We start from the raw sequence: 23,986 nt of genomic DNA on the forward strand, positions 1-23,986 counted from the left end.
GAGGACGCGTTGAGTCATAAGGGAGCCTTCTGCTGCATGGCGCGCAATACGAATTTGCTCAATTCGCGTTCAAACCAAACACGCGCGTGCCCAGCTTTTGCTTAAAGAAGGATTCGATGCGAATGGCCTCGTCACGCACCAAACTTCGCGAGAACGTTTCCAGTATGGAGAAGTTGAAATGTTGCGTTCGCTCTCCTGGTTCGAGACAGATTTTTTCGAGACGCTGATTGCCCCCGTGCCCCGTTTTTGCATAGTCACACCAGCGTTGCCAGATGCCGCCTGCCCCTGTCGCGGAACCTACATACTGCGCACCGGTCAACCCATCGACAATCAGGTAAATCCCACCGACAGCCGAGAGAGCTGCCATCCAGTCCGCATGGGCGCCAGGGTTCTGTGTGAGCAGCTTCAGTTCCGCAAACGATATATGAACTCGCAGAAAGTCCTTGAACGGCGGCAGTACCCTCCCTTGTCGCCGTATCTCAAGCACTGGGCGATCTGTGAACCATTGGTGCCAAGCGAGTGCGCCTTTCCCCCAATCAATCACAACACGGTCCTCCAGATCTTCAAATCCAGAGCATTTGGAAAGTGTGTAGTGCACCCGCTCTTGTGCTGCCCATTCTGGGTAAGGGCACTCAGGCGCAAGCAGCGCTGCAGCTGCAGTAGCGCGGCTTCCAACGCTATACACGCCAACGAAGCGGCTAGCGCTGCCTTCTTCTCCAATCGTCGCGACTATGTGAGAACAGCCATCAAAAACTGGGCGACCTTGAAATTGTTGGTAGGTTTCAAACCAACCTGAGCGTCGCAGCGCATCCATATCCAAATCGTCGCCCTTATGGCGCACAAGCTTTACTTTCCCGGGGTCTGCCTGAAAGCCCTTGGTACGCAGCAACTCAAAAAAGCTAATCACGATTTGTCGCTCCCCAGATAGTTGTTCTTGACCCGCACATAGTGCTCGGCCGAATACTTGAGGTACGCAATCTCTGCATCGGTGAGCGCGCGCTGGCGCACCGCAGGGCGGCCGATGTAGAGGTACCCGCTCTCCAGCACCTTGCCGGGCGAGACCAGGCTGCCTGCGCCCAGCATCACGCGGTCTTCGATGATGGCGTCATCCATCACGATGGAGCCCATGCCGATGAGGCATTCGTTGCCGATGCGGCAGCCGTGCAGGATCACCGAGTGGCCCACCGTGACGTAGTCGCCGATGACCAGCGGCGAGCCTTCGGGCTTGCTGGCGTTGCGGTGCGACACATGGCCCATGGTCAGGTCCTGCACGTTGCTGCACACACCCACGGTGATACGGTTCACATCGCCGCGCAGCACGGCGTTGCACCACACCGAGCTGTCGCGGCCTAGCGTGACGTCGCCGATGACTTGGGCAGAGTCGTGGATGAAAACGCCGGTGTCCAGGACCGGGGCGGTGTCGAGGTAGGGAGCGAGGGGCATCTTGGTGTCAGGCTGCGTGGAAAGAACGGGCGAGCGTAGTGCAAATCGCACCTCACGCTGGTTTGCTGGCCAGGGTGGTGGCGTGGGTCAGCGCGCTGGGGCGCGGCGAGGGGCAGGTTTCGCAGAGGTGGCAACAGGGGCTGCCGCTGCCTTGCCCGTGCTTCCAGCCGGGGCCTTTTTTACGGGGAACTTGGCCTCCTGGGTGGGCGCGGCGTAGAACCCCAGAAACATGTCCACCGCATCCCCTACCACTTGCGCTTGCTGTGCGGCGCTCAAGGGCGGCTGGCCCATGGCCAGCTGGGGCCAGAACGCGAAGGCCTTGACCATGCCCTGCAGTTGCTGCGCGGCGTAGGGAACATCCATGGTGGCGCGCAGGCGGCCATCCTGCTGGGCCGCGCGCAGCCAGCGCGGCAGGCCCTCTTCCTTGGCCGAGAGCTTGGCGGTGATGCCGCGCGCGCGCTCGGGGGTGTGCATCATGTCGGCCATGGCCACGCGGCTCAGGTCGATGAAGCTCGCGTCGTTGAGCAGGCGCATCTTTTGCGCCAGCTGCTCCAGCAGCTGGTCGCGCAGCGGGCGCGTGGGGGTGTAGGCCAGTTCGTCGGGTGACTGGCTGCGCTCCCACATCAGCAGCAGGATGGCTTCGAACAGTTCTTCCTTGCTTGGGAAGTGGTTGTACACCGTGCGTTTGGACACATCCGCCGCTGCGGCCACGCGGTCCATGCTGGTGCCGTTGAAGCCGTGTTCGCGGAACTCGCCGATGGCGGCCTGCACGATGGCATCGCGCTTGCGGTCGGTCAGGCGAGGGGTGGGCTGGGAGGCGTTCATGCGCAAATTTTACACCGGGTAGTTTACTTTTCTAAAAAGTGAACTACACTGTGCAGTGTAATTTCTATGTCGCAGATCCGGTGTCACTCTCCATCGCCCGCCGCCGCCGTCTGCTCCCGGCACTTTGTGTCGTCTTCGTTGTACTGATCGCCATGGCCTACAGCCTCTTTTCCCGCGCCGCCCAGCCGGTGGCCGCTTATGAACAGTCGCCGCAGTTCGCGGGTGGCAAGTTTCGCAACGCGGCACCGCGCCATGCGCTGGGCGCCCTCAAGACGTTACAGGTGATGTGGCGCTTTGCTACGGGCAAGCCCGACGACTCGGTGCCGCGAGAGCCCGTGCCGGTGTATGCCGTGATGCGGTCGGATTTGCTCGCCGCGCCCGACCTGAGCCTTTGGCGCCTGGGGCACTCCACCCTGCTCTTCAAGATCAACGGCCAGTTCTGGCTGACCGACCCGGTGTTTTCCGAGCGCGCCTCGCCGTTCCAGTTCCTGGGCCCCAAGCGCTTTCACGCGCCGCCCATCACGATTGACGAGCTGCCGCCCATCACTGGCGTGATCCTGTCGCACGACCATTACGACCATCTGGACTACGCAGCCATCCAGAAACTCGCGCCCAAGGTGGAGCACTTCATCACACCGCTGGGCGTGGGCGACCGGCTCATCGCCTGGGGCGTGCCGGCGGCCAAGGTGCAGCAGTTTGACTGGTGGCAGGGCACCACCATCGGCGGGCTGCAGCTGGTGGTCACGCCTGCGCAGCATTTCTCGGGCCGGGGCCTGTCGGACGGCAACAGCACGCTGTGGGCCTCGTGGGTGCTGATCGCGGGTCAAGGCGCTGACCAAGTCCGCGTCTTCTTCAGTGGCGACACGGGCTACTTCGACGGCTTCAAGGCCGTTGGCGAGCGGTTCGGCCCGTTCGATCTGACGCTGATCGAAACGGGCGCCTACAACGCCGACTGGCCCGACATCCACATGCACCCCGAGGAGAGCCTGCAGGCCCATCTGGACGTGAAGGGGCGCCATCTGTTCCCCATCCACAACGGCACGTTCGACCTGTCGCTGCACCCGTGGGTGGAGCCGTTCGAGCGCATCACCGCGCTCGCGGCAGCAGCGCAGGTGTCGCTGGTGGCGCCCATCATGGGCGAGCGGCTGGACATCCGCGCGCCCGCACTGTCCACGCACTGGTGGCGCAAGGTGGAGCCGCAGGCTGTGGTTCAGCCGGAGCGCCTTGGCACGGCCCTGGCCCCTCAGCCCGGCGCGTGGTGAAGCACCAGCGCCCGCATCACCGCTGACGCACGAGGCCGCCCACCACGCGAGCGGCCGCGCGGATCTCTGCATCATCAAACCCCGCATAGCCCAGCAGCCAGCCCCGGCGCGCCGACCGCATCGCATAGCGCGACAGCGGCGCCAGCATCACGCCCGCCGCCAGCGCCTGGCGGCTCAGGGTTTCGTCGTCGGTGCCGGGTGCCACCTCGTGCAGCAGGTGCATGCCGCGATCGCTGGTGGCCAGTTGCCAGGCGCCGTTGCTGGCCTCGGCCAGTGCGGCGCGCAGCGTGTGTTGCCGCTGCAGGTACAGCTCGCGCATCTGCCGCAGGTGGCGCAGCAGGTGGCCTTCGGCAATGAAACGTGCCAGCACCGCCTGGGTGTCGCCCGGTGCATGCCGGTCGGTGATGGCGCGGGCCATGGCAAAGGCCTCCACCAGCGCGGGCGGCACCACCACAAAGCCCAGGCGCATGCCGGGGTGCAGCGTCTTGCTGAAGGTGCCCACGTACAACACGCGCTCCGAGCCCGGCAGGCTGCACAGCGCGGGCACGCGCTGGGCCTTGCCATCGTTCTTGCCGTACTGGAACTCGCCGTCGTAGTCGTCCTCGACCACCCAGGCGTCGTACGTGCGCGCCCACTGCAGCAGCGCCTGCCGTCGCGCCAGGCCCATGCACACGCCGGTGGGGAACTGGTGCGTGGGTGTGACGACGGCCATGCGCGCGTTCGGCCATTGCGCCGCAGCGGTGTCGATGCGCAGGCCGTCTCCATCCATGTCCACTGGCCGCGCCAGCGCGCCGTGGCCCAGCAGGCTGGCGCGGATGCCGGGGTAGCCGGGGTCTTCCACGAGCACCTCGTCGCCCACGTCCAGCAGCAGCCGCGCAATCAGGTCAATGCCCTGCTGCGAGCCCGAGCACACCACCACCTGCGCCGCATCGCAGCGGATGCCGCGCGAAGCCCACAGCCATTGCGCCACGGCCTGGCGCAGGTCGGGGTCGCCAGCCGGGTCCAGGTATTGCGCGCGGTTACTGCGCTGGCCTGAACTGGCCTGGCGTGTCAGGCGGTCCCACAGCGCAAACGGAAAGGTGGCGACTTCGGGCGCGCCAATGCGAAACGCCTTGGCCGCCGCCAGGGGCGGGCGCCAGCGCGCCGCCGTGTCGGCTATCAACTGCCCCCGGCGCGACAGGCCCCGGGGCGGCGCCACCAGGCCTTGCGGGGCAGGCAATGTGGCGGCCACGGCCTGCGACACATAGGTGCCGTCGCCCACGCGGGCTTCCACATAACCCTCGGCCTGCAGGCGCTGCACGGCCCACAGCACGGTGTTGCGCGACACGCCCAGGCTGGCCGCATGCTCGCGCGAGGGTGGCAGGCGGGTGCCTGCGCGCAGGCTGCCCTGCTCGATGGCGCGGCGCAGTTGCGCATACACCTGCTGGCGCAGGGTGGCAGTGGTTCGATTGGTTCCGGGGCTGGGCACAAATTGGCCCTTTCAATGGGGTGACGTACTCATAAACTGAAGAACCATTGTAGAAACCCGGGTCCCCTAACGGGTCCGATCCTCTTGAAAGCACCCCATGGCCGAGCACACCGCCACCATCACCTGGTCCCGTGGCACCGACGACTTTCTGGACAAGCGCTACCACCGTGCCCACACCTGGCAGTTTGACGGCGGCGCCACCGTGGCCGCGTCGTCGTCGCCCCATGTGGTGCCGCTGCCGTACTCCGACGCGGCGGCGGTGGACCCGGAAGAAGCCTATGTCGCCGCGCTGTCGAGCTGCCACATGCTGTGGTTCATGGACTTCGCCAGCCGCGCGGGCTATCGGCTCAACCGCTACACCGACGCGGCCGTGGGCACCATGGCCAAGAACGCAGAGGGCCAGCTGGTCGTCACCCACGTGCACTTGCGCCCCGTCACATGTTTTGACGCGGCGCACGCGCCCAGCGCTGCCCAGCTGGACGACCTGCACCACCGCGCCCACACATCGTGTTTTCTGGCCAACTCGGTCAAGACGCAGATCGACTGCGCCCCGGTGCTTGAAGTGGAAAGGGGCTGACATGGCCAACCCCAACCGGCAGTTTCAGGTGGCCGATGCCGCTGCCCAGCAAGCCCTGGTACGTGCCCAGCCTTTGGCCACGCTGGTCATTGCGCACGAAGGCGCGCAACACGTCAATCACATCCCGCTGTACCTGGACCCTGCGCGCGGCCCGCAGGGCACGCTCATCGGCCATGTGGCGCGCGCCAACGCGCTGTGGCCGCTGTTGCCCCAGCAGGCGGTGGCGGTGTTCCACGGCCCGCAGGCCTATGTGTCGCCCTCGTGGTATCCGTCCAAGGCCCTGGATGGCAAGCAGGTGCCCACCTGGAACTACGCCACCGTGCACGCCCACGGCGCACTGAGCGCGTTTGACGACCCCGCACGCCTGCGCGGCATCCTGCACACCCTGAGCGAGCAGCACGAGGCCCACCGCGCCGACCCCTGGCGCATCGACGACGCGCCGCCCGACTACATCGACAAGCTGCTGCGCGCCATCGTGGGCATCGAGCTGGCGGTGGAGCGCTGGGAGGGCATCTGGAAGGTGAGCCAGAACCGCACCGACACCGATCGCGCCGGTGTGGTGCAGGGCCTGATGGCGGAGGGCACCAGCGCGGCCGAGGACATGGCGGCGCTCGTGCTGGGCCGGTTGATGGCGTGATGGCTGCGACCGGAAGGGACTATCAAAATTGATAGCATCTCAGGCATGATGCACTAGCGCCACAGCCCGTTTTGGCGCCAAAACCTCGTGCTAAAGCGTTTTCAGGCGCCCTTCACCCTTCCAGCGTCTCCACCCGCAGCGTGACCACCGGCCCCGCCACCGCAGGGTGCGCCGCCAGTGCAAACACGGCCAGGTCCACCGTGGACTGCGCCACGGCATCGGTCAGCACCAGCACCTGGGGGCCGCTGCCGGAGGGCAAGGCCTTGTCATGCGCCAGTGCCACCTGCAGCACGGGCACGTGCTGCGCAGCCAGCCAGGCGCCCACGGCCTCGATCTGCTGCGCGCTGTGCACCGGCACGCGGAGGTAGTGGCGGGTGTGCACGGCCGCGCGGGGCAGTACTGCCAGTTGCTCGTCCACGGCCTGGGGGTGGAAGCCCAGGTGCGGCACGCGCTGCGCCGCATGGGTGCCATCGAGCCGCGCCACATCCACCAGGTCCGCAATCACGGCCGACGCGGTCTGCTCCGACCCCGCACCCGCGCCGTAGTACATCGTCACGCCCGACGCATCGCCCTTGACCATCACGGCGTTCATCGACCCGTTCACATGCGCCAGCAAATGTGTGGCGGGCACCAGTGCGGGCTGCACGCGCAGCTCCACGCCGTCCACCTCGCCATCATTGCGCCGCTTGGCCACGCCCAGCAGCTTGATGCGAAAGCCCAGTTGCTCGGCGCAGGCCACGTCCAGGCCCTGCAACGCGGTGATGCCTTCCACCTGCGCATCGGCAAAACGCACCGGCATGCCAAACGCATTGGCCGCCAGCAGCGAGATCTTGTGCGCCGCGTCGATGCCCTCGATGTCAAACGTCGGGTCGGCCTCGGCGTAGCCCAGCGCCTGGGCCTGGGCCAGCGCTTCGGCAAAGCCCACGCCTTCATCGCGCATCTTGCTCAGGATGAAGTTGGTGGTGCCGTTGATGATGCCCGCCACCCACTCGATGCGGTTGGCCGTGAGGCCCTCGCGCAGCGCCTTCACGATGGGGATGCTGACCGCCACCGCGCCTTCGTAGGCTACGGCCACGCCGTGCTGGCGTGCTGCGGCAAAGATCTCGTTGCCATGCTCGGCCAGCAGCGCCTTGTTGGCCGTGACCACATGCTTGCCCGCACGGATGGCGGCCAGCACCCAGTCGCGTGCGGGGCCGGTGCCGCCCGCGGCCTCCACCAGCACATCCACGTCGGGGTGGGTGGCGACCTGCATGGGGTCGTTGGTCAGCGCCACGTCCTTGCCCACCACGCTCATGGCGCGGGCCAGGCTGCGGGCGCAGACCACCACCAGCTTGATGCCGCGGCCCGCCCGGCCCGCAATCAGCGCCTGGTTGCGCGCCAGCACGCGGAAGGTGCCTGCGCCCACAGTGCCAATGCCAATCATGCCCACGCGCAGGGGGCGCATGGCCGTGGCGGACGACGGCAACAACGGGGCTTCGAGGGACTGGACGGGATCGCGGTACATGGACTTCTCCGGCTAACGAACAAACAAAAAAACCCAGCTGCCAGAGCTGGGTTTCGTGCATTCGTCTTGGGGGAGAAGAGAGCGATCACCAGGTGGCTGCCGAAACGGCCACCTGCGCGTGCTCAGGTGGCCGCGGTGGTAATGGTGGTAATCATTCGTGCACCCAGTGCCCGCTGTTCACCATTGGCCCGCGTGAGTGCGGGCGGCATCATGCCCATGCCTTGGAAGGCAGCGGCGCGTGCGGTGGTGATGGGGAGAGAGGTGAACAACATGAAGAGCGCAGTGTAACGCAGCCGATTGCAGACCTGTCAAGTACGCGGGAGGGTGCACGAATGTTCCAGGTCCCAGCCCGCGCATTAACAACCTCTGATTGCCACTGATTTGATCGCTTTCTGCTCTTCACCACGCGTGTAGCTTTGCCGAGGCGTGCAATGCACGCCAAAGCCCACAAGCGTTACTGCACGGTGAATTGGAGGCCTGCCAGCACGTAGCTGATCGGCATGAAAAGTCCTGCGCCGACTTACTGCAGTTGCAACGCATCTTCTTGCCCACCAGAGAGGGATCCTGTTACACCTAGCGTCGTGAAGGATCTGCGAGAACCTGTGTATAGAGCGCTGCCAGAGTTGCCCGCCAGCAGCGTCAAACCGTCGCTGCTACTCGCAATGGGGTTCCAGCTTCCAGTGCTGGCAGTGGATCTCCAGGTTGCACCAAAGTCCGACGATTCATACAGGGTTCCCCCGGAGGTGGCCGCCACAACAAAACGGCCGTCCGAAGAGGTGGCAATCCCACGCCAGTCTCGGTTGGCTCCCACCGATTCCCAAGTAGTACCGGAGTCACTGGAGGTCCAGATGGCACCCGTGTCAACGCTTGCATATAGACGCTGACCGTCGGCTGACGAGGCCACGCTCCACCAAAACTGAGCCGTGGCTCTGGCCACCCATGTCACGCCATAGTCGGTAGACACATACAGCTGCGCGCCATTGGTGGCGGCTACCAAAACGCGCCCATCGGAAGATGAGCTCACTGCGCGCCACGCGCGATTGCTCTCGCGCGATGTCCAGCTGGTGCCTCCATCGGAGGAGGTCCATATGGTCCCCAGGTACGCCGTTGCGACAAGGCGCGAACCATCGGCCGAACTGGCAACCGCACTCCATGCACGTGAGCTGCCGTCATTCGACCATGTAGCCCCCCCATCTGTTGAACGGTAGATGGAGCCTCCATTGGTGACTGCCGTGATTTTGGTTCCATCGGACGACGTGGCTGCGCCGCTCCATGTCTGGCCCGTAAGACGCAGTATCCAGTTGGTACCTGAATTGGTGCTTGTATAGAGCTCGCCGGACGAGGAGGCAGCGACTTGCCGGGTGCCATCGGCAGATACAGCGACTGCAGTCCAACTCCCCGTCAAAGCCTGTGGCGTCCACGTAATGTTCATGCCGCCCGCCAAGCTGCGGGTGGCAATGCGTTGGCCTGCATTCTGCGCAATGGTCCAACCACCGGAACCCACTCCAGTGACCTTGATCCAGTCTCCGATGGCGGGAGCGGTGGGCAGTGTGATGACGACCCGGGCGCTGGGGTTGTTGGCCAGGTAGCCGGTGTTGGAGACAGCTTGCACCGCAGTGCCCGTCACGTTGACCCACTGGGTGTCTGCGGGCGCGGCGCTGCACAGGTAGGACGTTGAGGTCACTTCCCCGACGCTGAGCACCCCATTGTTGTCCCTGTCCAGGCCAGACTGCACTCGTTGACCGCCATAAGCGCAGTTGGCGCCGGGCGACTCGGGAGTCAGCGAGAGCAGGCTGTCGTGACCCGCGCTGCCGGCAGGTCCCGAGCCTCCGGGCGCACCCGCCGCTCCGTTACAGACGTAGCTTGTGCTCGTGACTTCAGCGTCTTCCAGTACTCCGTTGCGATTTGCGTCCAGTCCCGCGAGGACCGCTGACCCGCCTTGGGCACACTGCGCACCCGCAGGTTCCGGACGCAAGCGCACCAGTGTGGACAGTCCATTCGTACCGCCAGTGCCTGGCCCGGCATTGGAGCCCCCCGTGCCATTGCATACGTACTGCGTTGATGAAACCTCTGAATCGGCCAGAACACCGTTGGCATCGATATCCATGCCCGACTGAATACGGACACCTCCAGCCGCACAGTTGCTACCCGGAGCTTCAGCCGCAATGCGCAGCAATGTTCCGGAGCCGGTGGCTGGCGAGGACGGATTCGTCCCCGTGTCCGAAGAACCCCCGCCACAGCCGCTCAGCAAGACGGCAGAAAAAAGCGCCGTAGCGCAGAGCCGACGCTTGGTCTGGCGGGCCATGGGGAGGGGAGTGCGCGAGGTTTTATCAGAGGGACTGCATAGATGCATGGCAGAGCGGTATGAAAGAATGTAAGAACGTATATGTCATGACCCGTGGAGCGTTGCCTGACGGCCACAACAGCGGTCGTCCTATGCAAGACACGACATCTTCAAGCCAAAGCCGCAACGTCGTAGCAATCCAACGGACGTAACAATTTGCCTGGCTTATGGCAAACCAGATCTTCCGAATCTTCTGGCGGCTTACATAGACCCGGCTACGAGCACACGGCGCGTCAACTATATCGACTGGACCTCCTTTGTCCATTCAAAATTTTTGCCTCGCCCGGGCGGTGTTGCTGTGTTTAGTCGGGCGCGAGTATGCGTAGCATCGTGATCGCATCAAACGGGCAGCGCACCGCACACAGAGCGCACCCGGTGCAGCCGGGCGCATCGTGCAGGGTGGAGCACTTGGGGCCCCAGGGCCCCGTGCCCAACACCTGCAGCGACAGCACATGCGGCGGGCACACCGCAATGCACCAGCCGCAGCCGGTGCAGCGCTGGGGGTCGATGGTGGGCAGGGCCTTGGGGGTGGTGGTCATGGGGTGCGGTGGTGCTGTCAGTGTGCCCCTGGAGCGGGCTCCCCACAAGGAGCGCGCTACAGTGCCCCCCATGAACGCAGAACCCCACTCCACCATCACCCGCCATCTGTTGATCACCGGCCAGGTGCAGGGCGTGGGCTACCGCTGGTCCATGGCGCAGGCCGCCAATCGACTGGGCGTGACGGGCTGGGTGCGCAACCGCCAGGATGGCCGCGTGGAGGCCTGCGCCTGGGGCCCGGAACCCGCCGTGCTGGCGCTGATCGACTGGGCGCACCAGGGGCCAGCACATGCGCGGGTGGACCGCGTGGTGGTAGGCAATGTGCCCGATGGCGGCGAGGCGCCGCAGGGCTTCACGCAGCGCGAGACGGTGTAGCGCCCAGCTGCCTGAGCAACTCCATCGCCCCTGCCGGCGCCCGCTCTTTGGCGCCATTGATGAAGTACACAAACACATCGCGTGGCCGCTCGCCGCTGGTCCAGGTGCGTACGCCCTGTGCCCATTGCGCAATCGCATCGGCGGTGTAGCCCGTGGGCACATCGGCCTGGCCACGCATCAGCCGCAGGTAGGCAAAGTTGGCCTCTGCATCCGCGATGGCCGGAAATTGGTCGGAGTCGGTGTACACAGGCACGCAGCCATACCGGCGCGCCAGCGCCACAAACGCTGTCGTCGCGAAACTCGGGTGGCGCACATCCAGCGCGTGGCGCAGCTGCAGGCCCTCCACCTGCTGTGGCAGCAGCGCCAGAAAAGCCTCGAAGTCGCCCGGCTCAAAGACCTTGGTAGGCATGAACTGCCACACGATGGGCCCGAGCTTGCCCTTCAGTTCCGAGATGCCACTGTCGACAAACCGCGCGATCGAATCGCCCGCGTCCGCCAGCACGCGCCGGTGCGTGGCAAAGCGGTTGGCCTTGAGTGAGAACACAAAGCCTTCGGGCGTTTCATCGCGCCATTTGGCAAAGGTGGGTGGTTTGAAGGTGCTGTAGTAGGTGCCGTTGACCTCAATCGCGGTGAGCTGTCGGCTGGCGTATTGCAGCTCCTTGCTGTGCGCCAGTCCTGCGGGGTAGAAGTTGCCGCGCCAGGGCTCGAAGGTCCAGCCGCCGATGCCGACGCGGATGCGCGGGTTGCTGGCGTTGATCTCGCTCTGCGGGGTGCTGACAGGTGTGTCCACGGCGTTGCCCTTTTTGAGAGTCCACGGAGCGGCCACTGTAGCAGCGGCGCTGGTGCGCATGCCTATGCCGGGAGCGCTTCTGGCAGCTCTACCCGCGCCTCCAGCCCCTGCGCGCCGTCCGCGCGTGGCCCCAGCACCAGGCGGCCGCCCAGGGCCTTGGCCAGCTCGCTGGCAATGGCCAGGCCCAGACCGGTGCCACCGGTGCCCCGGTTGCGCGAATCTTCCAGCCGCACATAGGGCTGCAGCACGGCGGCGAGGTCCGCCGGGGGGATGCCGGGCCCATGATCGATGACACGCACCAGGCACTGGCCTGGCCTTTCTGCCTCCAGCGTCAGCTCGGCGGCGCCTGCAAACTTGAGCGCGTTGTCCACCAGGTTGCACAGCAGGCGGCGCAGGGCCTGGGGGCGGGTGTCGCAGGTCACATCTACTGCCTGCAGCACTTGTACCGGCAGGCCGGCATCGGCGTAGTCGCGCGCAATGCTCTCCACCAGCGCGCGCAGGTCCACGCGCTGCGGGGGCTCGCGCACGGCCTGCGATGAGCGCGCGTAGGCAATGCCCTCTTCTACCAGCGACTGCATTTCGGCCAGGTCGGCGTGCAGTTTGTCGCGCAGCGTGGTGTCGTCCAGCAGATCCGCGCGCAGGCGCAGCCGGGTGATGGGTGTTTGCAGGTCGTGCGAGACGGCGGCCAGGATCTGCATGCGTTCCTGAAGATGCGCCTGGATGCGCTGCTGCATATGGTTGAAGGCAACGGCGGCGCGCACCACTTCGCGCGGGCCGTCTTCAGCCAGCGGCACGGTGGGGCGGTCGGCGCCCAGCGCATCGGCCGCATCGGCCAGCGTGCTCAGGGGTCGCGTGGCTGCACGCACGGCCCACGCGCACAGGCCCACCAGCAGCGCCAGCTGCAGTGCCAGCGCGCCCAGCACCCAGGGCGATATCTGCAGCCGGGGCTCGTCCATGTCCACGGCCAGGGGCGTACCGTCGGCCAGGCGCAGTTGCAGCCGCAGCTCGATGCCCGGCACATGGGGGTCGATCACCTGCACCGGGCGGTCAGTGGGCAGTGTGGCCGCCACAGCGCTGGCAACGAGGCGGGCCAGCTGGGACGGGTCGGCAGGTGCGTCCAGGGGTTCGGCCAGTGCAAAGCGGTAGTTGCGGCGCGCCAGCCGGTCCACCCACTGTGCGCGCTCGGTGGCAGGCAGGCGTTCCAGCATGGCGACCGAGCTGGCCACGTCGCTGGCGAAATACGACACCATGGCCCGCCGCATGGTCATGCTGCGCTCGGTGAACGCCAGCACAAACGTCAGCGCATGCGCCAGCGCCAGGCCCAGTGCCATCACCAGCAGGATGCGCCCGAACAGTGAGCGCGGCCACCAGCGCAGCGTCATGGCGCAGCTCCTGCGGCGGCTGCCGCAGTTTGCACATCGGCGCAGAACACATAGCCCTCGTTGCGCACCGTCTTGATGTAGCGCGAGCCGCGCGCGCCATCGCCCAGCCGCTGGCGCACACGGCTCACCAGCAGGTCGATGGAGCGGTCGAACACATCGGCATCGCGCCCCTGTGTGAGCTGCAGCAGCTGGTCGCGTGTGAGGATGCGCTGCGGGTGGTCCAGCAGCACACGCAGCAGACGGTATTCGGCGCCCGACAGCGCCACCACTGCGCCCGTGGCATCGAGCAGGTGGCGTGCGGTGGTGTCCAGCCGCCAGTCCCCAAACGTGAGGTGGCGCGCGGGCTCGGCCTTGGCCAGATTGGGCGGCAGCATGCGCGTGCGCCGCAGCACCGCGTGGATGCGTGCCAGCAGCTCGCGCGCGGCGAAGGGTTTGGTCAGGTAGTCGTCCGCACCCAGCTCCAGGCCCAGGATGCGGTCCGCCTCGTCGCTGCGTGCGGTGAGCATGATGATGGGCAGCGGCGGCGCGCCCGGGCTGCGCAGCTCGCGGCACAGTGCGATGCCGTCGGTGCCCGGCAGCATCAGGTCCAGCACCAGCAGGTCGATGCGCTGCGTGGCCAGTACCTCGCGCATTTGCCGCCCGTCGGCGGCCACACTCACCTGCAAGCCCTGGCGCTGCAGGTACTCGGCAGCCAGTTCGCGGATGCCGGCGTCGTCATCGACGATCAGGATGTGGTCGGGAGCGGGCGTCGTCGTCATGGCGGCCATTGTCCGGGCTTTGGTGGTGCAGCGGTACGGGCTGGGTGGGCAGATATGTATCTCAACTTGTCTGCCCGGTGCATCGACAAGCGCGCATACCAAAAGCCCCTGGCCAGACAAATCGCCGATACCTGCGCTGGCTTCAATGAGGTCTTCCTGAACTTCACGAGGACCTTGCCATGAAACCATCCATCGCCGTGGCCGCCCTGCTGACCCTGGGCCTGGCGCAGGCAGTCAGCGCGCAAGAGGCTGCGGCAGCGCCGCCAGCCGCTGTGGCACCAGCGCCGGGCACCGCTCACCCCAAAGCCCCCCTGGGCCGCTGGATCACCGAGAGCGGCAATCTGGAAGTGAACATCGCTCCTTGCAACCCCGCTGGCGGCAACGCCCTGTGTGGCAAGGTAGTGCGCGTGCTGGCCAACCGCTCCATGAGCGCGCCGGGCGCCGACATGGCGGCGGCCGACGCGCGGCCTGCGCTGGGCATGACCCTGCTGTCGGGCCTGCGCCCGGCGGAGGGCGGCAGCAGCGAGTACCAGGGAGAAATCTACAACCGCGAGAACGCCAAGACGTACCGCGTCAACCTGACGCCGGCCGAGCCGGAACAACTGCTGGTGCACGCGTACGTGGGCATTCCGCTGTTCGGCAAAACCCAGGTGTGGCGCCGTCCGGCGGCCGAGCAGGGGAGCGGGCAATGACCATGGCCACCACCTCGCCATGGTTGGCCGTGGCCGCCGGCATGCTCACTGTGGGGGCGCCCTGCGTGTTGCCCATGCTGCCCGTGGTGCTGGGCGCCTCGGTGAGCGGTGCCGACTCAGCCCGGCGCACACGCCCACTGTTCATTGCCCTGGGCTTTGCGCTGTCGTTCGCGGCCGTGGCGCTGTTGTTCAGCAGCTTCACGCAGGTGCTGGGTGTGTCTCAGGAAGGCCTGCGCCGGTTTGCCGCTGTGATGCTGCTGGTGTTTGGCGTGCTCACGGTGTGGCCCCGGCCGTTCCAGTGGCTCAGCCAACATGCAGGCGGCGTGCTCAACCGCATGGCCAGCCTGGGCATGGGCAGCGGGGGCGGCAACTGGGGCGGACTGCTGCTGGGCCTGAGCCTGGGCGCGGTCTGGACACCCTGCGCCGGGCCGGTGCTCGCCTCCATCCTCACCCTCATCGCTACCGAGCCACCGGGGGTGGGCACCGCCGTACTGCTGCTCGCGTATTCCACCGGCGCCGCGCTGCCCATGCTGGCCATTGCCTACGGCGGCCAGGCTGCTGCCACCCACGTGCGCCGCATTGCGCGCCACGCACACCGCGTGCAGCAGGTGTTTGGCGTGGTGGTCATTGCCATCGCGCTGGCCATGCTGTGGGAGGTGGATGGGCAGATCACCGTCTGGCTTACGCAGTTTTACCCCTCGGGCTGGGGCGGCCTGTAAGGGGCGACACCCCACCGATTGCAAGGAGCTTTCACCATGACATTGCACCCCTCTTCCCCGCGCTTTTCCGAGCGCCGCGCTTTCCTGGCGTCGATGGCCGCTGCACTGGCGACCCCTGGCTTGGCGTACGCGGCGGGCCCCGCCAGCCCCGCCGCAGTGTTGCCCGACTTGGGCGCTGCGCCCGAGTTCACCGGCATCGAGCGCTGGCTCAACTCCGAACCGCTGAGCCTGGCGCAGTTGCGGGGCCGCGTGGTGCTGGTGGATTTCTGGACGTACGCCTGCATCAACTGCATCCGCACCCTGCCCCATGTGAACCGCTGGGCCGAGCAGTACACGCCCCAGGGGCTCACCGTGGTGGGCGTGCACACGCCAGAGTTTCCGTTTGAGCGCCCGACCGCCAACGTGGAAGCCGCCATGCGCCGCCATGGCGTGAAGCACCCCGTGGCACAGGACAACCGCTACGGCACCTGGAAGGCCTACAGCAACCAGTACTGGCCCGCCACCTACCTCATCGATGCGCAAGGCCGCATTCGCTACAAGCACTTTGGCGAAGGCGAGTACGAGCGCACCGAGGGCGTGATCCGCACCTTGCTGGCCGCGAGGGGCTGATCGGCCCGACCGATTCCGTTTTCTTTTTTGTTCTTCCCCATCCCACGTTTCTTGACCGAGGCCTTCTCACCATGCGTTCTTTTCATCGCCACCTCACCCCTTCCGTCACCGCCGTCGCCTTGGCCTGCACCCTGCTGGGGGCCGCTCCTGACACCCAGGCCCAGGCGCCGCAGCTGCCACCGCCGGACGCCACCAACCCTGTGACCCTGCAGCTGATGCAGGGCTTCCCTCCGGCGCCTGACAAGGTGGTGCGCCTGGCCAACATCCTCAAGTACCCCAACGTGCGCTGGGCCGCGCAGCACCTGCGCGAACTGGGGCCCACGGCCACCGTCTGGCGCGGTGTAGCAGCGCCCGGCGCACTGCCCGCCGCGCCGCGTGCCTTGCCCGACACGCTGGCGTTTGCCGACGACAAGGGCGCGCCCACCACGCTGGCCGACTGGCAGAAGGCCACCTACACCGACGCCCTGCTGGTGCTGCACCGGGGCCGTGTGGTGTATGAGTGTTATCACATCGGCATGCAGCCGCAGCAGCCGCATGTGCTGTGGTCCATGAGCAAATCGCTGGTGGGGCTGCTGGTGACGGAGCTCATCCAGGAAGGCGCCATCGACCCCAGTGCGCGCATCGTGCGTTACCTGCCCGAGCTGGCCAACAGCGCCTGGGCCGATGCCACCGTGCAGCAGACCCTGGACATGACCACCGGGGTCAAATACGCCGAAGACTTTGCGGACCCCACCTCCGGTGTCTTTCAGTACCTGGCCGCTGCGGGCCTGCAGCCTGCGCGCCCCGGCAGCAATGGGGCCAAAAGCATGGCCGAGCACCTGCCCACCGTGCAGAAGGACGGCGAGCACGGCACCGCGTTTGCCTACAAGTCGGTGGACACGGAAGTGCTGGGCTGGCTGCTGCAGCGCGTCACTGGCAAGAGCTACGCCACGCTGTTGTCCGAGCGCATCTGGTCCAAGCTGGGCACGCAGGAGGACGCGTATGTGTTTGCCGACGCCAACGGCGGCCAGGCCACCAGCGTGGGCGTGAACGCCACCTTGCGTGACCTGGGCCGTCTGGGCGAGATGCTGCGATCCAACGGCCGCTTCAACGGCCAGCAGATCGTCTCGCCCGCCACCATTGCCGAGCTGCGCAAAGGGGCCGACCCCGCCCAGTTCAGCAAGGCCCCCGGCACGGCCATGCGCGCGGGCTACTCGTACCACAACCAGTGGTGGATACCCCACGATGCCGATGGCACCTTTGAAGCCAAGGGCCTGATGGGCCAGCACATCCACATCAACCCGGCGGCCGAGCTGGTGGTGGTGAAGTTCTCCACGCACCCCGTGCCCAACACCGCCTTCACCCACGCGCTGGACCGGCAGGCCTTTGCCGCACTGGCCAAGGCCGTGCGCTGAGCCTGCCCGCACGCTGTTGCTCCACCCCCCACGAGGACCGTTTCACCATGTCCCCCCAACCCTGGCTGGCCAGCTATGGCGCCATCCCTGCACACATCGATCCCGACAGCCATCCCAGCATCGTGCACCTGCTGTGTACCGCCATGCAGCGTTATGCGCACCGGCCCGCATTCACCTGCCTGGGCCAGACGCTGACCTATGCACATGTGGACCAGCAATCCCGCGCGTTTGCGGCGTACCTGCAAAACGTGCTGCGCGTGCGCAAGGGCGACCGCATTGCCGTGATGTGCCCCAACCTGATGGCGTTTCCCATCGCCATGCTCGGCATTGCGCGCGCGGGCTGTGTGCAGGTGAACGTGAATCCGCTGTACACCCCGCGGGAGCTTGAGCATCAGCTACAGGACGCAGGAGCGAGGGTGATGGTGATCTATGCAGGGTCTACTGCGACCCTGGCTGCCATCCAGGACCGGGTGGAACTGCACAGCATCATCACCGTGGCGCCCGGCGACGGCACCGCAGCCGACCTGCCTGGGCCGCCGGTGGATGCCCACCTGCACACCACCACCTCGTTTGCGCGCGCCCTGGCCGAGGGCGCCACCCTGCCTTTTGCGCCACCTGTGCTGGAGGGGGGCGACCTGCTGTTCCTGCAATATACCGGGGGCACCACGGGCCTGTCCAAGGGCGCCATGCTCACGCACCGCAACCTCGTGGCCAACGTGGAGCAGTTCAAGGCCTTCGTGCCCGATGCCCTGCGCCCCGCACAGGAGGTCGTCGTCACGGCCATTCCGCTGTATCACATCTTCGCGCTCATGGTGAACCTGATCAGCTACTTTGCGGTGGGTGCGCGCAACTGGCTCGTGCCCAACCCGCGCGACCTGGACGCGCTGATCGAAGTGCTGAACGCTGCGCGCCCCAGCGTGTTCATGGGGGTCAACACGCTGTACGCCGGGCTGGCGGCGCACCCCGGCACGCAGGGCGTGGATTTCTCCAACCTGCGGCTGGCGGGCGGCGGCGGCGCTGCCATCCTGCCCTCGGTCTCTGCCCGCTGGCAGGCCATCACCGGCCAGTTCATCCGCGAAGGCTACGGCCTGAGCGAGACCAGCCCTGTGGTGGCCTTCAACCCCGCATCGGTCACTGCTTTCAGCGGCAGCACCGGCCTGCCCCTGCCTTCCACCGACGTGCTGCTGCTGGACGACCAGGGCCACCCCGCGCCCCTGGGCCAGCCCGGCGAGGTCTGCGTGAAAGGCCCCCAGGTCATGGGCGGCTACTGGCAGCAGCCCGAGGCCAACGCAGCCGCCTTCACGCCCGACGGCTACTTCCGCACCGGCGACATTGGCCAGCTGGACGAGCGTGGTTTTCTCAAGATCGTGGACCGCAAAAAGGACATGGTCATCGTCTCAGGCTTCAACGTCTTTCCCAACGAAGTCGAAGCCGTAGCCACCGCGTGTCCCGGCGTGCTGGAATGCGCCTGCATCGGCGTGCCGGACGAGAAAACGGGCGAGGCGTTGCGGCTGTATGTGGTGCGCGCGGCGGGCACTGTGCCGCAGGTGGATGCAGACCACATCGCCGCCCATTGCCGCGCAGCGCTCACTGCCTACAAGGTGCCCCGGCAGATCGTGTTTGTGGAGGCCTTGCCCAAGTCCAGCGTCGGCAAGATCCTGCGCCGCGAGCTGCGCGACATGGCGTGAGTGTGCGGGGTGGCGGTTTCAGAAGACGGCGGGCTTGCGCAGACATGGCGCGCAGACGCCTCTGCGCTTTTCAGCCCCGTCGCTGCAGATCCCGCGCCCCATAAGCGCAGTAACCCGGCTTGGGGCTCTTCTTTTGCGGGTGCAGGCGGCAGGTCTCGGGCCGCTTGTCATACACCGTGCACAGCCGCGTCTTGGGGTCGAGAAAATTGCAGTCCCCACTGGCCCGCCGCGCCATCGTGAAGACCGCGTTCTTGTGGTTGAAGTGGTCAATCAGCCGCGCCTTTTGCAGCCGCTTGGCAATGTGGCGGATTTCTTCATGCTCGGCCTCGAACGGGTCCACCAGTTCGAGCCGCACCAGGTCCGAGAGCTGCACTTCCAGCGGCATGGTGCAGCAGTTGGCCGCGCAGGTGTCGCACAGGCCAGCGCGGTAGCGGGTCCAGGTGTCGAGGCGGTCTACGTCAACGATGGCGATGGGGGAGCGCATGGGATGGGATTGTGCCTGCGTGCAATATGGGGCGCTGCACTTGGTAACACTTGGGCCATACTCGCAAGGCAGCCAACCCCCTGCTGTCCACCCATCCCACCACAAGGTCCGACGAGTGAGCGCATCGCCCAAAAGCCATCTCAGCGAAACCGACATCTGCGACCGTTTCATTACACCCGCCTTGGAGCAAGCGGGCTGGACGCTGGAACAATGATTGACTTCTGGAACGCAGGAGACAGTACGTTGATCATGGGCCTCGACGTGCTCGGGGTTCGACAGGTCGATCAATTGATCGAACGTCACTGGGTGTCGAACATTACGACGATTTCGGCACGGGCGCGCTACTTGTCTTTGCTGTCGTGGGTGGTCACCGAGCACTACCTGCGGCTCGGTCTGGGCGACGATACCGACCCTACGCTACGCGTGGACCCTCACCGGACTGATCTCAAGACGGCCATTGAGCGGCTCGAGTTCATCGTGATGGCAGCGACGGTCCTTGCCGATCCTCAACCCGACGCCGACAAGTCCCAACTCATCGGAACCAACAAGTATCAGCAGGCACGAACCTCTCTCGCCGCTAGCGAGAGTGTGGAGCTCCCATCGACCGGACGCAGTTCGATGCTTGGCACCTACTTCATGCCGTCAGTCGGATTCGGCCTCCTTGAAATGGCGCAGGACGGTTCCTCCGTGCGCGTTATGCCATTCGGGCGCGAAATGCATCGCATCAAGCATGCCGCGCTGCAGGATTCCCCGCTCGCTGCGAAAGTGTTCGAAGGCGGAAGCATCTCGCTTCCTGAACTGCAGGAGGAGTGGACAGAGTTCTCCGTCAATGCGTTGACCCTGTGTCCCGGGGAGCACGAATTCCTGCTGTCCCGCATGCGGACGCCTTTCTCAGTTCATCCCGACGTGGTCGGTACGTACGCCCGGTTGTGGCAGACCATCGACCTTGTGTTTCGATCAGTCAACGAGCTTCCGGTTTCGTCGTCCGAACTGATCACGAATGTATTCGTTGCCAGCGGCAAACCGACCGAATTGTCTGCAGTGCAGATCGCGTGGGCCACGTACGATCTGCACCGCCGCACGCATCACGCATTGGAGCTGCTATTCAGTTGCCTAGTGGAAACATTGCGGATGCAACCAGCAGCCTCTGTCGCAGAGGTTGTCGCGTCGTGGCACTCAGAGGAGACCGTCCCAGCTGAGGTCGTTGACCGGTTGTCGGAATGGCCCGTACGGCCTTTCGATGCGCCGATTGCCAGCCTCCGGTCACCGTCACACCTCTTCCTTCGTGAACGTCTCGATCGCAGTCCGGCGCGTGCATTGCCACTGATCTCGCGCTCGCTCTACGCGGTCTGCATGCTTGTCGCTGACGCATCACATACGAGATCGCTGCGAGATCGCACGGGGTCTACGGGAATGGCTGCACTTACCTGGCGAATCCTCGACCACGCGCAACACTGCACCGTCCGCGACGTTGTCGAGCAATTGCTGAACGAGGTCGTCGTCCCTGCGCATCTCTCCACAAGTCTTCGCAAGATGGGGCAAGGCGGCAAACCGACGCTACGTTTCCACAAGGAGGGTCGGTCTCTGCGCAGCACCGGCATCGGCGTTCTTGCTGGGTTCAGCGGCGACCGCCTGGGCAATGTGATGGGCATCTTTGCGGATCTTGGTGCGCTGCAACGTCACGGGGGTCGTCGATACACGCTCACACCCGCTGGGCGCGCGCTTGTTGAACAGGTTACAACATGAGAGACAGCCTTCTGGAGGCGATCTCGAAGGCATCGGGGATCGACGAAATCATCATCGTCACGCACAACATCGACTTCCTTTTTTTGCAGGCCTTCGTGTTTGAGAAGCTCAAAAGTCGCGGCTCGCTCAAACTCACCGTCTTCGCGGACGCGGGGTGCGCACTGGAGTCCTACGCCGCACAGGCCGAGCTTCTCGAAGGTCTGGGCGTGCGGTATCGCGTGGTACCCGTAGCCATGCAGCCCGGGTTCCGCTTTCACCCCAAGGCGCTCTTGCTGGCGGGCCGCAAGTCGGCGCAGCTCTTCATTGGTAGCGGCAATCTCACCTATGGTGGTTGGATCGACAACGCGGAGGTCTGGACGCGCCTCGAAGCGTCGACGGAAGGCATTACCCCCTTCAAAGCGTTCGTCGACTTCCTGCGTGAGTGCGTGACCGATCTGCCACTGGCCGACCGACTGGGCGAAGACCTCGCGCGCGCGCTGGCGCTGGCCGCGCTCTCTGCCAACCCAAACGTACCGTTTCGAGAGGCGATCGTCGTGGGGCGTGCTGGCAATGGCCAGCCCATGCTCGAGGCAATCCGCAACGCCGCGAAGGTACAGCCCGGCGGTGAGCTGTTTGTTTGCAGTCCCTACTACGATCACGATGGAGAAGCACTGCGTGCGCTGCAGGAAGCCTTTGCGCCTGCGCGAACGAACGTTCTCTTCCATCCGCTCGGCTCGACGTTCAGCCGACAGACGCTCGCGCGCAACTCCGGAGTGGAGGTTCACTCGATAGCTGTACAGCGGGTGAACGACAAAGGAGTGGTGCGGGACGCCTTCTGCCACGCCAAGTTCTACGCGATCGTTCAAGGTGATGAAGCGGTCGTGTTTTCTGGCAGTGCGAACTGCTCGGCGGCCGCGCTTCTCGTCGCGGGCGCTCGTGGGAACGCCGAACTTCTCGTCGCCCGGCGCATGCCTGCCGCAGAGTTTCGCGCTGAGTGGCTGGGTGAGCTTCCGCAAGCCGAATTCGAGGCGCCTATCCCCGAACTTCCGCCGGCCGCAGATGCTGTGGATCGGGAGCCACTACTGCGGATCGTCGGGGCGCGAGTGGAGGACGGTCGACTGCACATCGCGTACACCCCCGCCGACACGCCTGTCGCAGCGTGCGAGACGAACCAGGGCATATTGCAGGTCGGAGAACTTGGCGCCAACGGTGCCATCGAGGTTGCGGCACCCACGCTGCTTCGATGGGTGAAGCTGCGCGGCGTCTCGCCTGACAAGGATAGCGCGACCTGCTGGGTGGATATTGAAGAGAAGCTTCGGTTCTCGCCGCGGCGCAATCCTGTCGTTGACGAGCTTCGCAAGAAGGTGCGCCCGGGCGCCTGGGATCGCGCAGCTTGGGAAGACGTCCTCAACGTGTTTTTGAAGCACGCGAGCGAGCGGTTCGCCGATTCGGGACGGCATCGCCCGGGACGCGAGATGAACCCTAAAAGGGGCGTGCTTCCAGGCGATCTCTTCGCGGCCGCTTACTCGATTCCTCATGTCCGTCACGCCAACGCTGACGGCCTGGTAACGCTCTTAGCGACTGAGCGGTCCATACAAGTCTTGCTAGAGGGCTGGTTCGCCATCCCGGCTGATCCGGCCGAAGACGATCCACAGAAAGACGAGGATGCTGACGACCCGCCAGGTTCAGAGGAGCCGTCCACTGAAAACGATGAAGCTGTTGATCGCCCGACGAAGTTCAACAAGCAGAAGAAGTCGAAGGCAGCGAGCAACGGAAGCAGGAAGGAGGATAGTGCCAGCGACAGCAAGCGCATCCGCAAGGTGCTCGGAAAGCTCCGCGACACTTTGCGGTCTGAGGCGTTCTATCTTCAGCGGTCCGCTTCGTTTGTGTCCGCCGACCTGCAGCTCGCCTCCATCCTGCTCGCGACTGGGCGCCGCGAAGGTTGGATCACGCCTCAAGAAATGGCGGATCTCACCGCCGAGATATGGGGGGCTATGTTCCTTCAGCACGACACGACGCATGGCGGTTGGCTTGCTATTCGGGAGCGCGCGGATCCGCAGTATGTCTCGGAGCTTCTGTCGCCATCGCTTTCGGCCGCGTTGCTAGGTTGGGCGTTCAGAGCACAGGACTGCGGCGGCACATTGGCAACAAGACTCCAGCTGATTGCGGCGTTAGCCGCGGCACGGCACCCGAAAGTATGGTGGGGTGGCACGCCGGGCGAGGTTGCGCAGGAACTTTCGCTGTACCTTGAGGCTACCCGTCGGCGCGAGCAGCAGACGGAGGCCGACATTGTGCGAGCCGAACAGCTCTGGCAGGAGATGATGGTCTTTGGAGAGGCACTGGCCGCGCTTCAGCGGGAAATATCCCAGGAGGATTGGCGTGTGCTGCGGGACAACCTCGAATCGAGGTTTCTAGTTGCTGGTGATCTGCTTTGGCAGAACCGCGCCGGATGGTGCATCAACCTGGCAACTGCCAAGCGTGAGGACAAGACACCACTCAGGGTTCTGTGGCTAAACGACCCGCTCAACCGAAGTGACATCGTTGCTGGGTCCGCCGTGCCATTGCGCTGTGTTCTGGAGGAGCGCTGGATTACGCGGGATCAAATGCAAACGGAAGTTCTAGGCACGTTAAACGCGATAGTTCGCAAAACGCAAGAAGCCTTCAAGGAAATTGACTCCTGGCATGGCCCTCCGTGAAATTCGCTCTCGGGCAAGTACGTTGACTCAGATCGGCATCCCATGCCAGATTTTTGGATTGAGCTGACTCCCAGAAG

The 23,986-nt window shown here is 65.3% G+C and carries 21 protein-coding genes and 1 pseudogene; 11 read left to right on the plus strand and 11 right to left on the minus strand.

The window, feature by feature from the left end; genetic code table 11:
- Nucleotides 1–58: 58 nt before the first annotated feature.
- The 3 genes and pseudogenes from CLU87_RS23220 to CLU87_RS20875 all read right to left on the minus strand — a co-directional run.
- On the minus strand, nucleotides 59–907 hold the full coding sequence (locus CLU87_RS23220; RefSeq protein WP_143227309.1) for a GIY-YIG nuclease family protein: 849 nt from the start codon (nucleotides 905–907) through the stop codon (nucleotides 59–61).
- Entirely contained in the window at nucleotides 904–1,443 is a 540-nt protein-coding gene (locus CLU87_RS20870; protein WP_099731668.1) for a gamma carbonic anhydrase family protein, read from the minus strand. Before CLU87_RS20870 ends, CLU87_RS23220 begins: the two co-directional genes overlap by 4 nt.
- 210 nt (nucleotides 1,444–1,653) lie before the next feature.
- Nucleotides 1,654–2,268: pseudogene (locus CLU87_RS20875) on the minus strand (TetR/AcrR family transcriptional regulator); the annotation flags it as partial.
- Between the two features lie 152 nt (nucleotides 2,269–2,420).
- Between CLU87_RS20875 and CLU87_RS20880 the strand changes: the two are divergent.
- A complete protein-coding gene (locus tag CLU87_RS20880; protein ID WP_099731670.1) occupies nucleotides 2,421–3,530 on the plus strand; it encodes an MBL fold metallo-hydrolase in 1,110 nt (369 codons plus the stop codon).
- Between the two features lie 16 nt (nucleotides 3,531–3,546).
- Here CLU87_RS20880 and CLU87_RS20885 read toward each other — a convergent pair whose 3' ends face one another.
- The gene (locus CLU87_RS20885; protein WP_099731671.1) at nucleotides 3,547–4,998 is read right to left on the minus strand and encodes a PLP-dependent aminotransferase family protein; all 1,452 of its coding nucleotides are present in this window, start codon (nucleotides 4,996–4,998) and stop codon (nucleotides 3,547–3,549) included.
- Between the two features lie 97 nt (nucleotides 4,999–5,095).
- Between CLU87_RS20885 and CLU87_RS20890 the strand changes: the two genes are divergently transcribed.
- A complete protein-coding gene (locus CLU87_RS20890; RefSeq protein ID WP_056056850.1) occupies nucleotides 5,096–5,575 on the plus strand; it encodes an OsmC family protein in 480 nt (159 codons plus the stop codon).
- Between the two features lies 1 nt (nucleotide 5,576).
- Complete coding sequence (locus CLU87_RS20895; protein WP_056742577.1) at nucleotides 5,577–6,212, plus strand: FMN-binding negative transcriptional regulator; 636 nt, start codon at nucleotides 5,577–5,579, stop codon at nucleotides 6,210–6,212.
- Between the two features lie 112 nt (nucleotides 6,213–6,324).
- Here the strand turns inward: CLU87_RS20895 and CLU87_RS20900 are convergent, their stop codons facing one another.
- From CLU87_RS20900 to CLU87_RS20905, 3 genes are all read right to left on the minus strand, one after another.
- Entirely contained in the window at nucleotides 6,325–7,716 is a 1,392-nt protein-coding gene (locus CLU87_RS20900; RefSeq protein WP_099731672.1) for a homoserine dehydrogenase, read from the minus strand.
- A 122-nt stretch (nucleotides 7,717–7,838) separates the two neighbouring features.
- On the minus strand, nucleotides 7,839–7,988 hold the full coding sequence (locus CLU87_RS23285) for a hypothetical protein (protein ID WP_158236092.1): 150 nt from the start codon (nucleotides 7,986–7,988) through the stop codon (nucleotides 7,839–7,841).
- A 2,374-nt stretch (nucleotides 7,989–10,362) separates the two neighbouring features.
- Nucleotides 10,363–10,599 (minus strand): ATP-binding protein, encoded by a 237-nt coding sequence (locus CLU87_RS20905; protein ID WP_099731673.1) that lies wholly within the window; start codon nucleotides 10,597–10,599, stop codon nucleotides 10,363–10,365.
- Between the two features lie 70 nt (nucleotides 10,600–10,669).
- On the opposite strand from CLU87_RS20905, the gene CLU87_RS20910 reads away from it, so the two are divergent.
- The gene (locus CLU87_RS20910; protein WP_015011840.1) at nucleotides 10,670–10,972 is read left to right on the plus strand and encodes an acylphosphatase; all 303 of its coding nucleotides are present in this window, start codon (nucleotides 10,670–10,672) and stop codon (nucleotides 10,970–10,972) included.
- On the opposite strand, the gene CLU87_RS20915 is transcribed toward CLU87_RS20910, so the two are convergent.
- The 3 genes from CLU87_RS20915 to CLU87_RS20925 are packed head-to-tail and all read right to left on the minus strand — an operon-like array spanning nucleotide 10,950 to nucleotide 13,902.
- Nucleotides 10,950–11,822 (minus strand): DUF72 domain-containing protein, encoded by an 873-nt coding sequence (locus CLU87_RS20915; protein ID WP_099731674.1) that lies wholly within the window; start codon nucleotides 11,820–11,822, stop codon nucleotides 10,950–10,952. The genes CLU87_RS20910 and CLU87_RS20915 overlap by 23 nt on opposite strands.
- 2 nt (nucleotides 11,823–11,824) lie before the next feature.
- Nucleotides 11,825–13,144, minus strand: coding sequence for a HAMP domain-containing sensor histidine kinase (locus tag CLU87_RS20920; RefSeq protein ID WP_099731675.1), 1,320 nt, complete (start codon nucleotides 13,142–13,144; stop codon nucleotides 11,825–11,827).
- On the minus strand, nucleotides 13,141–13,902 hold the full coding sequence (locus CLU87_RS20925; RefSeq protein ID WP_099732290.1) for a response regulator: 762 nt from the start codon (nucleotides 13,900–13,902) through the stop codon (nucleotides 13,141–13,143). Before CLU87_RS20925 ends, CLU87_RS20920 begins: the two co-directional genes overlap by 4 nt.
- 179 nt (nucleotides 13,903–14,081) lie before the next feature.
- Here CLU87_RS20925 and CLU87_RS20930 point away from each other — a divergent pair, with 179 nt between their 5' ends.
- From CLU87_RS20930 to CLU87_RS20950, 5 genes are all read left to right on the plus strand, one after another.
- Nucleotides 14,082–14,594 (plus strand): DUF2147 domain-containing protein, encoded by a 513-nt coding sequence (locus tag CLU87_RS20930; RefSeq protein ID WP_099731676.1) that lies wholly within the window; start codon nucleotides 14,082–14,084, stop codon nucleotides 14,592–14,594.
- Complete coding sequence (locus CLU87_RS20935; RefSeq protein WP_099731677.1) at nucleotides 14,591–15,313, plus strand: cytochrome c biogenesis CcdA family protein; 723 nt, start codon at nucleotides 14,591–14,593, stop codon at nucleotides 15,311–15,313. Before CLU87_RS20930 ends, CLU87_RS20935 begins: the two co-directional genes overlap by 4 nt.
- A gap of 36 nt (nucleotides 15,314–15,349) precedes the next feature.
- Nucleotides 15,350–15,922, plus strand: coding sequence for a thioredoxin family protein (locus CLU87_RS20940; protein ID WP_099731678.1), 573 nt, complete (start codon nucleotides 15,350–15,352; stop codon nucleotides 15,920–15,922).
- A gap of 71 nt (nucleotides 15,923–15,993) precedes the next feature.
- Nucleotides 15,994–17,316 carry a serine hydrolase gene (locus CLU87_RS20945; RefSeq protein WP_099731679.1) on the plus strand — a complete coding sequence of 441 codons (1,323 nt, stop codon included), beginning with the start codon at nucleotides 15,994–15,996 and terminating at the stop codon, nucleotides 17,314–17,316.
- A 47-nt stretch (nucleotides 17,317–17,363) separates the two neighbouring features.
- The gene (locus CLU87_RS20950) at nucleotides 17,364–19,004 is read left to right on the plus strand and encodes an AMP-binding protein (protein WP_099731680.1); all 1,641 of its coding nucleotides are present in this window, start codon (nucleotides 17,364–17,366) and stop codon (nucleotides 19,002–19,004) included.
- 70 nt (nucleotides 19,005–19,074) lie between these two features.
- Here CLU87_RS20950 and CLU87_RS20955 read toward each other — a convergent pair whose 3' ends face one another.
- Nucleotides 19,075–19,488 carry a YkgJ family cysteine cluster protein gene (locus CLU87_RS20955; RefSeq protein ID WP_099731681.1) on the minus strand — a complete coding sequence of 138 codons (414 nt, stop codon included), beginning with the start codon at nucleotides 19,486–19,488 and terminating at the stop codon, nucleotides 19,075–19,077.
- A gap of 210 nt (nucleotides 19,489–19,698) precedes the next feature.
- On the opposite strand from CLU87_RS20955, the gene CLU87_RS20960 reads away from it, so the two are divergent.
- Both CLU87_RS20960 and CLU87_RS20965 read left to right on the plus strand, forming a co-directional pair.
- Nucleotides 19,699–21,234: a hypothetical protein gene (locus CLU87_RS20960; RefSeq protein ID WP_099731682.1), complete on the plus strand. Its 1,536-nt coding sequence runs from the start codon at nucleotides 19,699–19,701 to the stop codon at nucleotides 21,232–21,234.
- Nucleotides 21,231–23,909, plus strand: a complete 2,679-nt coding sequence (locus tag CLU87_RS20965) for a hypothetical protein (protein WP_099731683.1) — start codon at nucleotides 21,231–21,233, stop codon at nucleotides 23,907–23,909. Before CLU87_RS20960 ends, CLU87_RS20965 begins: the two co-directional genes overlap by 4 nt.
- Nucleotides 23,910–23,986 lie beyond the last annotated feature (77 nt).

The sequence above is a fragment of the Acidovorax sp. 59 genome, assembly GCF_002754175.1.
Taxonomy (GTDB): domain Bacteria; phylum Pseudomonadota; class Gammaproteobacteria; order Burkholderiales; family Burkholderiaceae_C; genus Acidovorax; species Acidovorax delafieldii.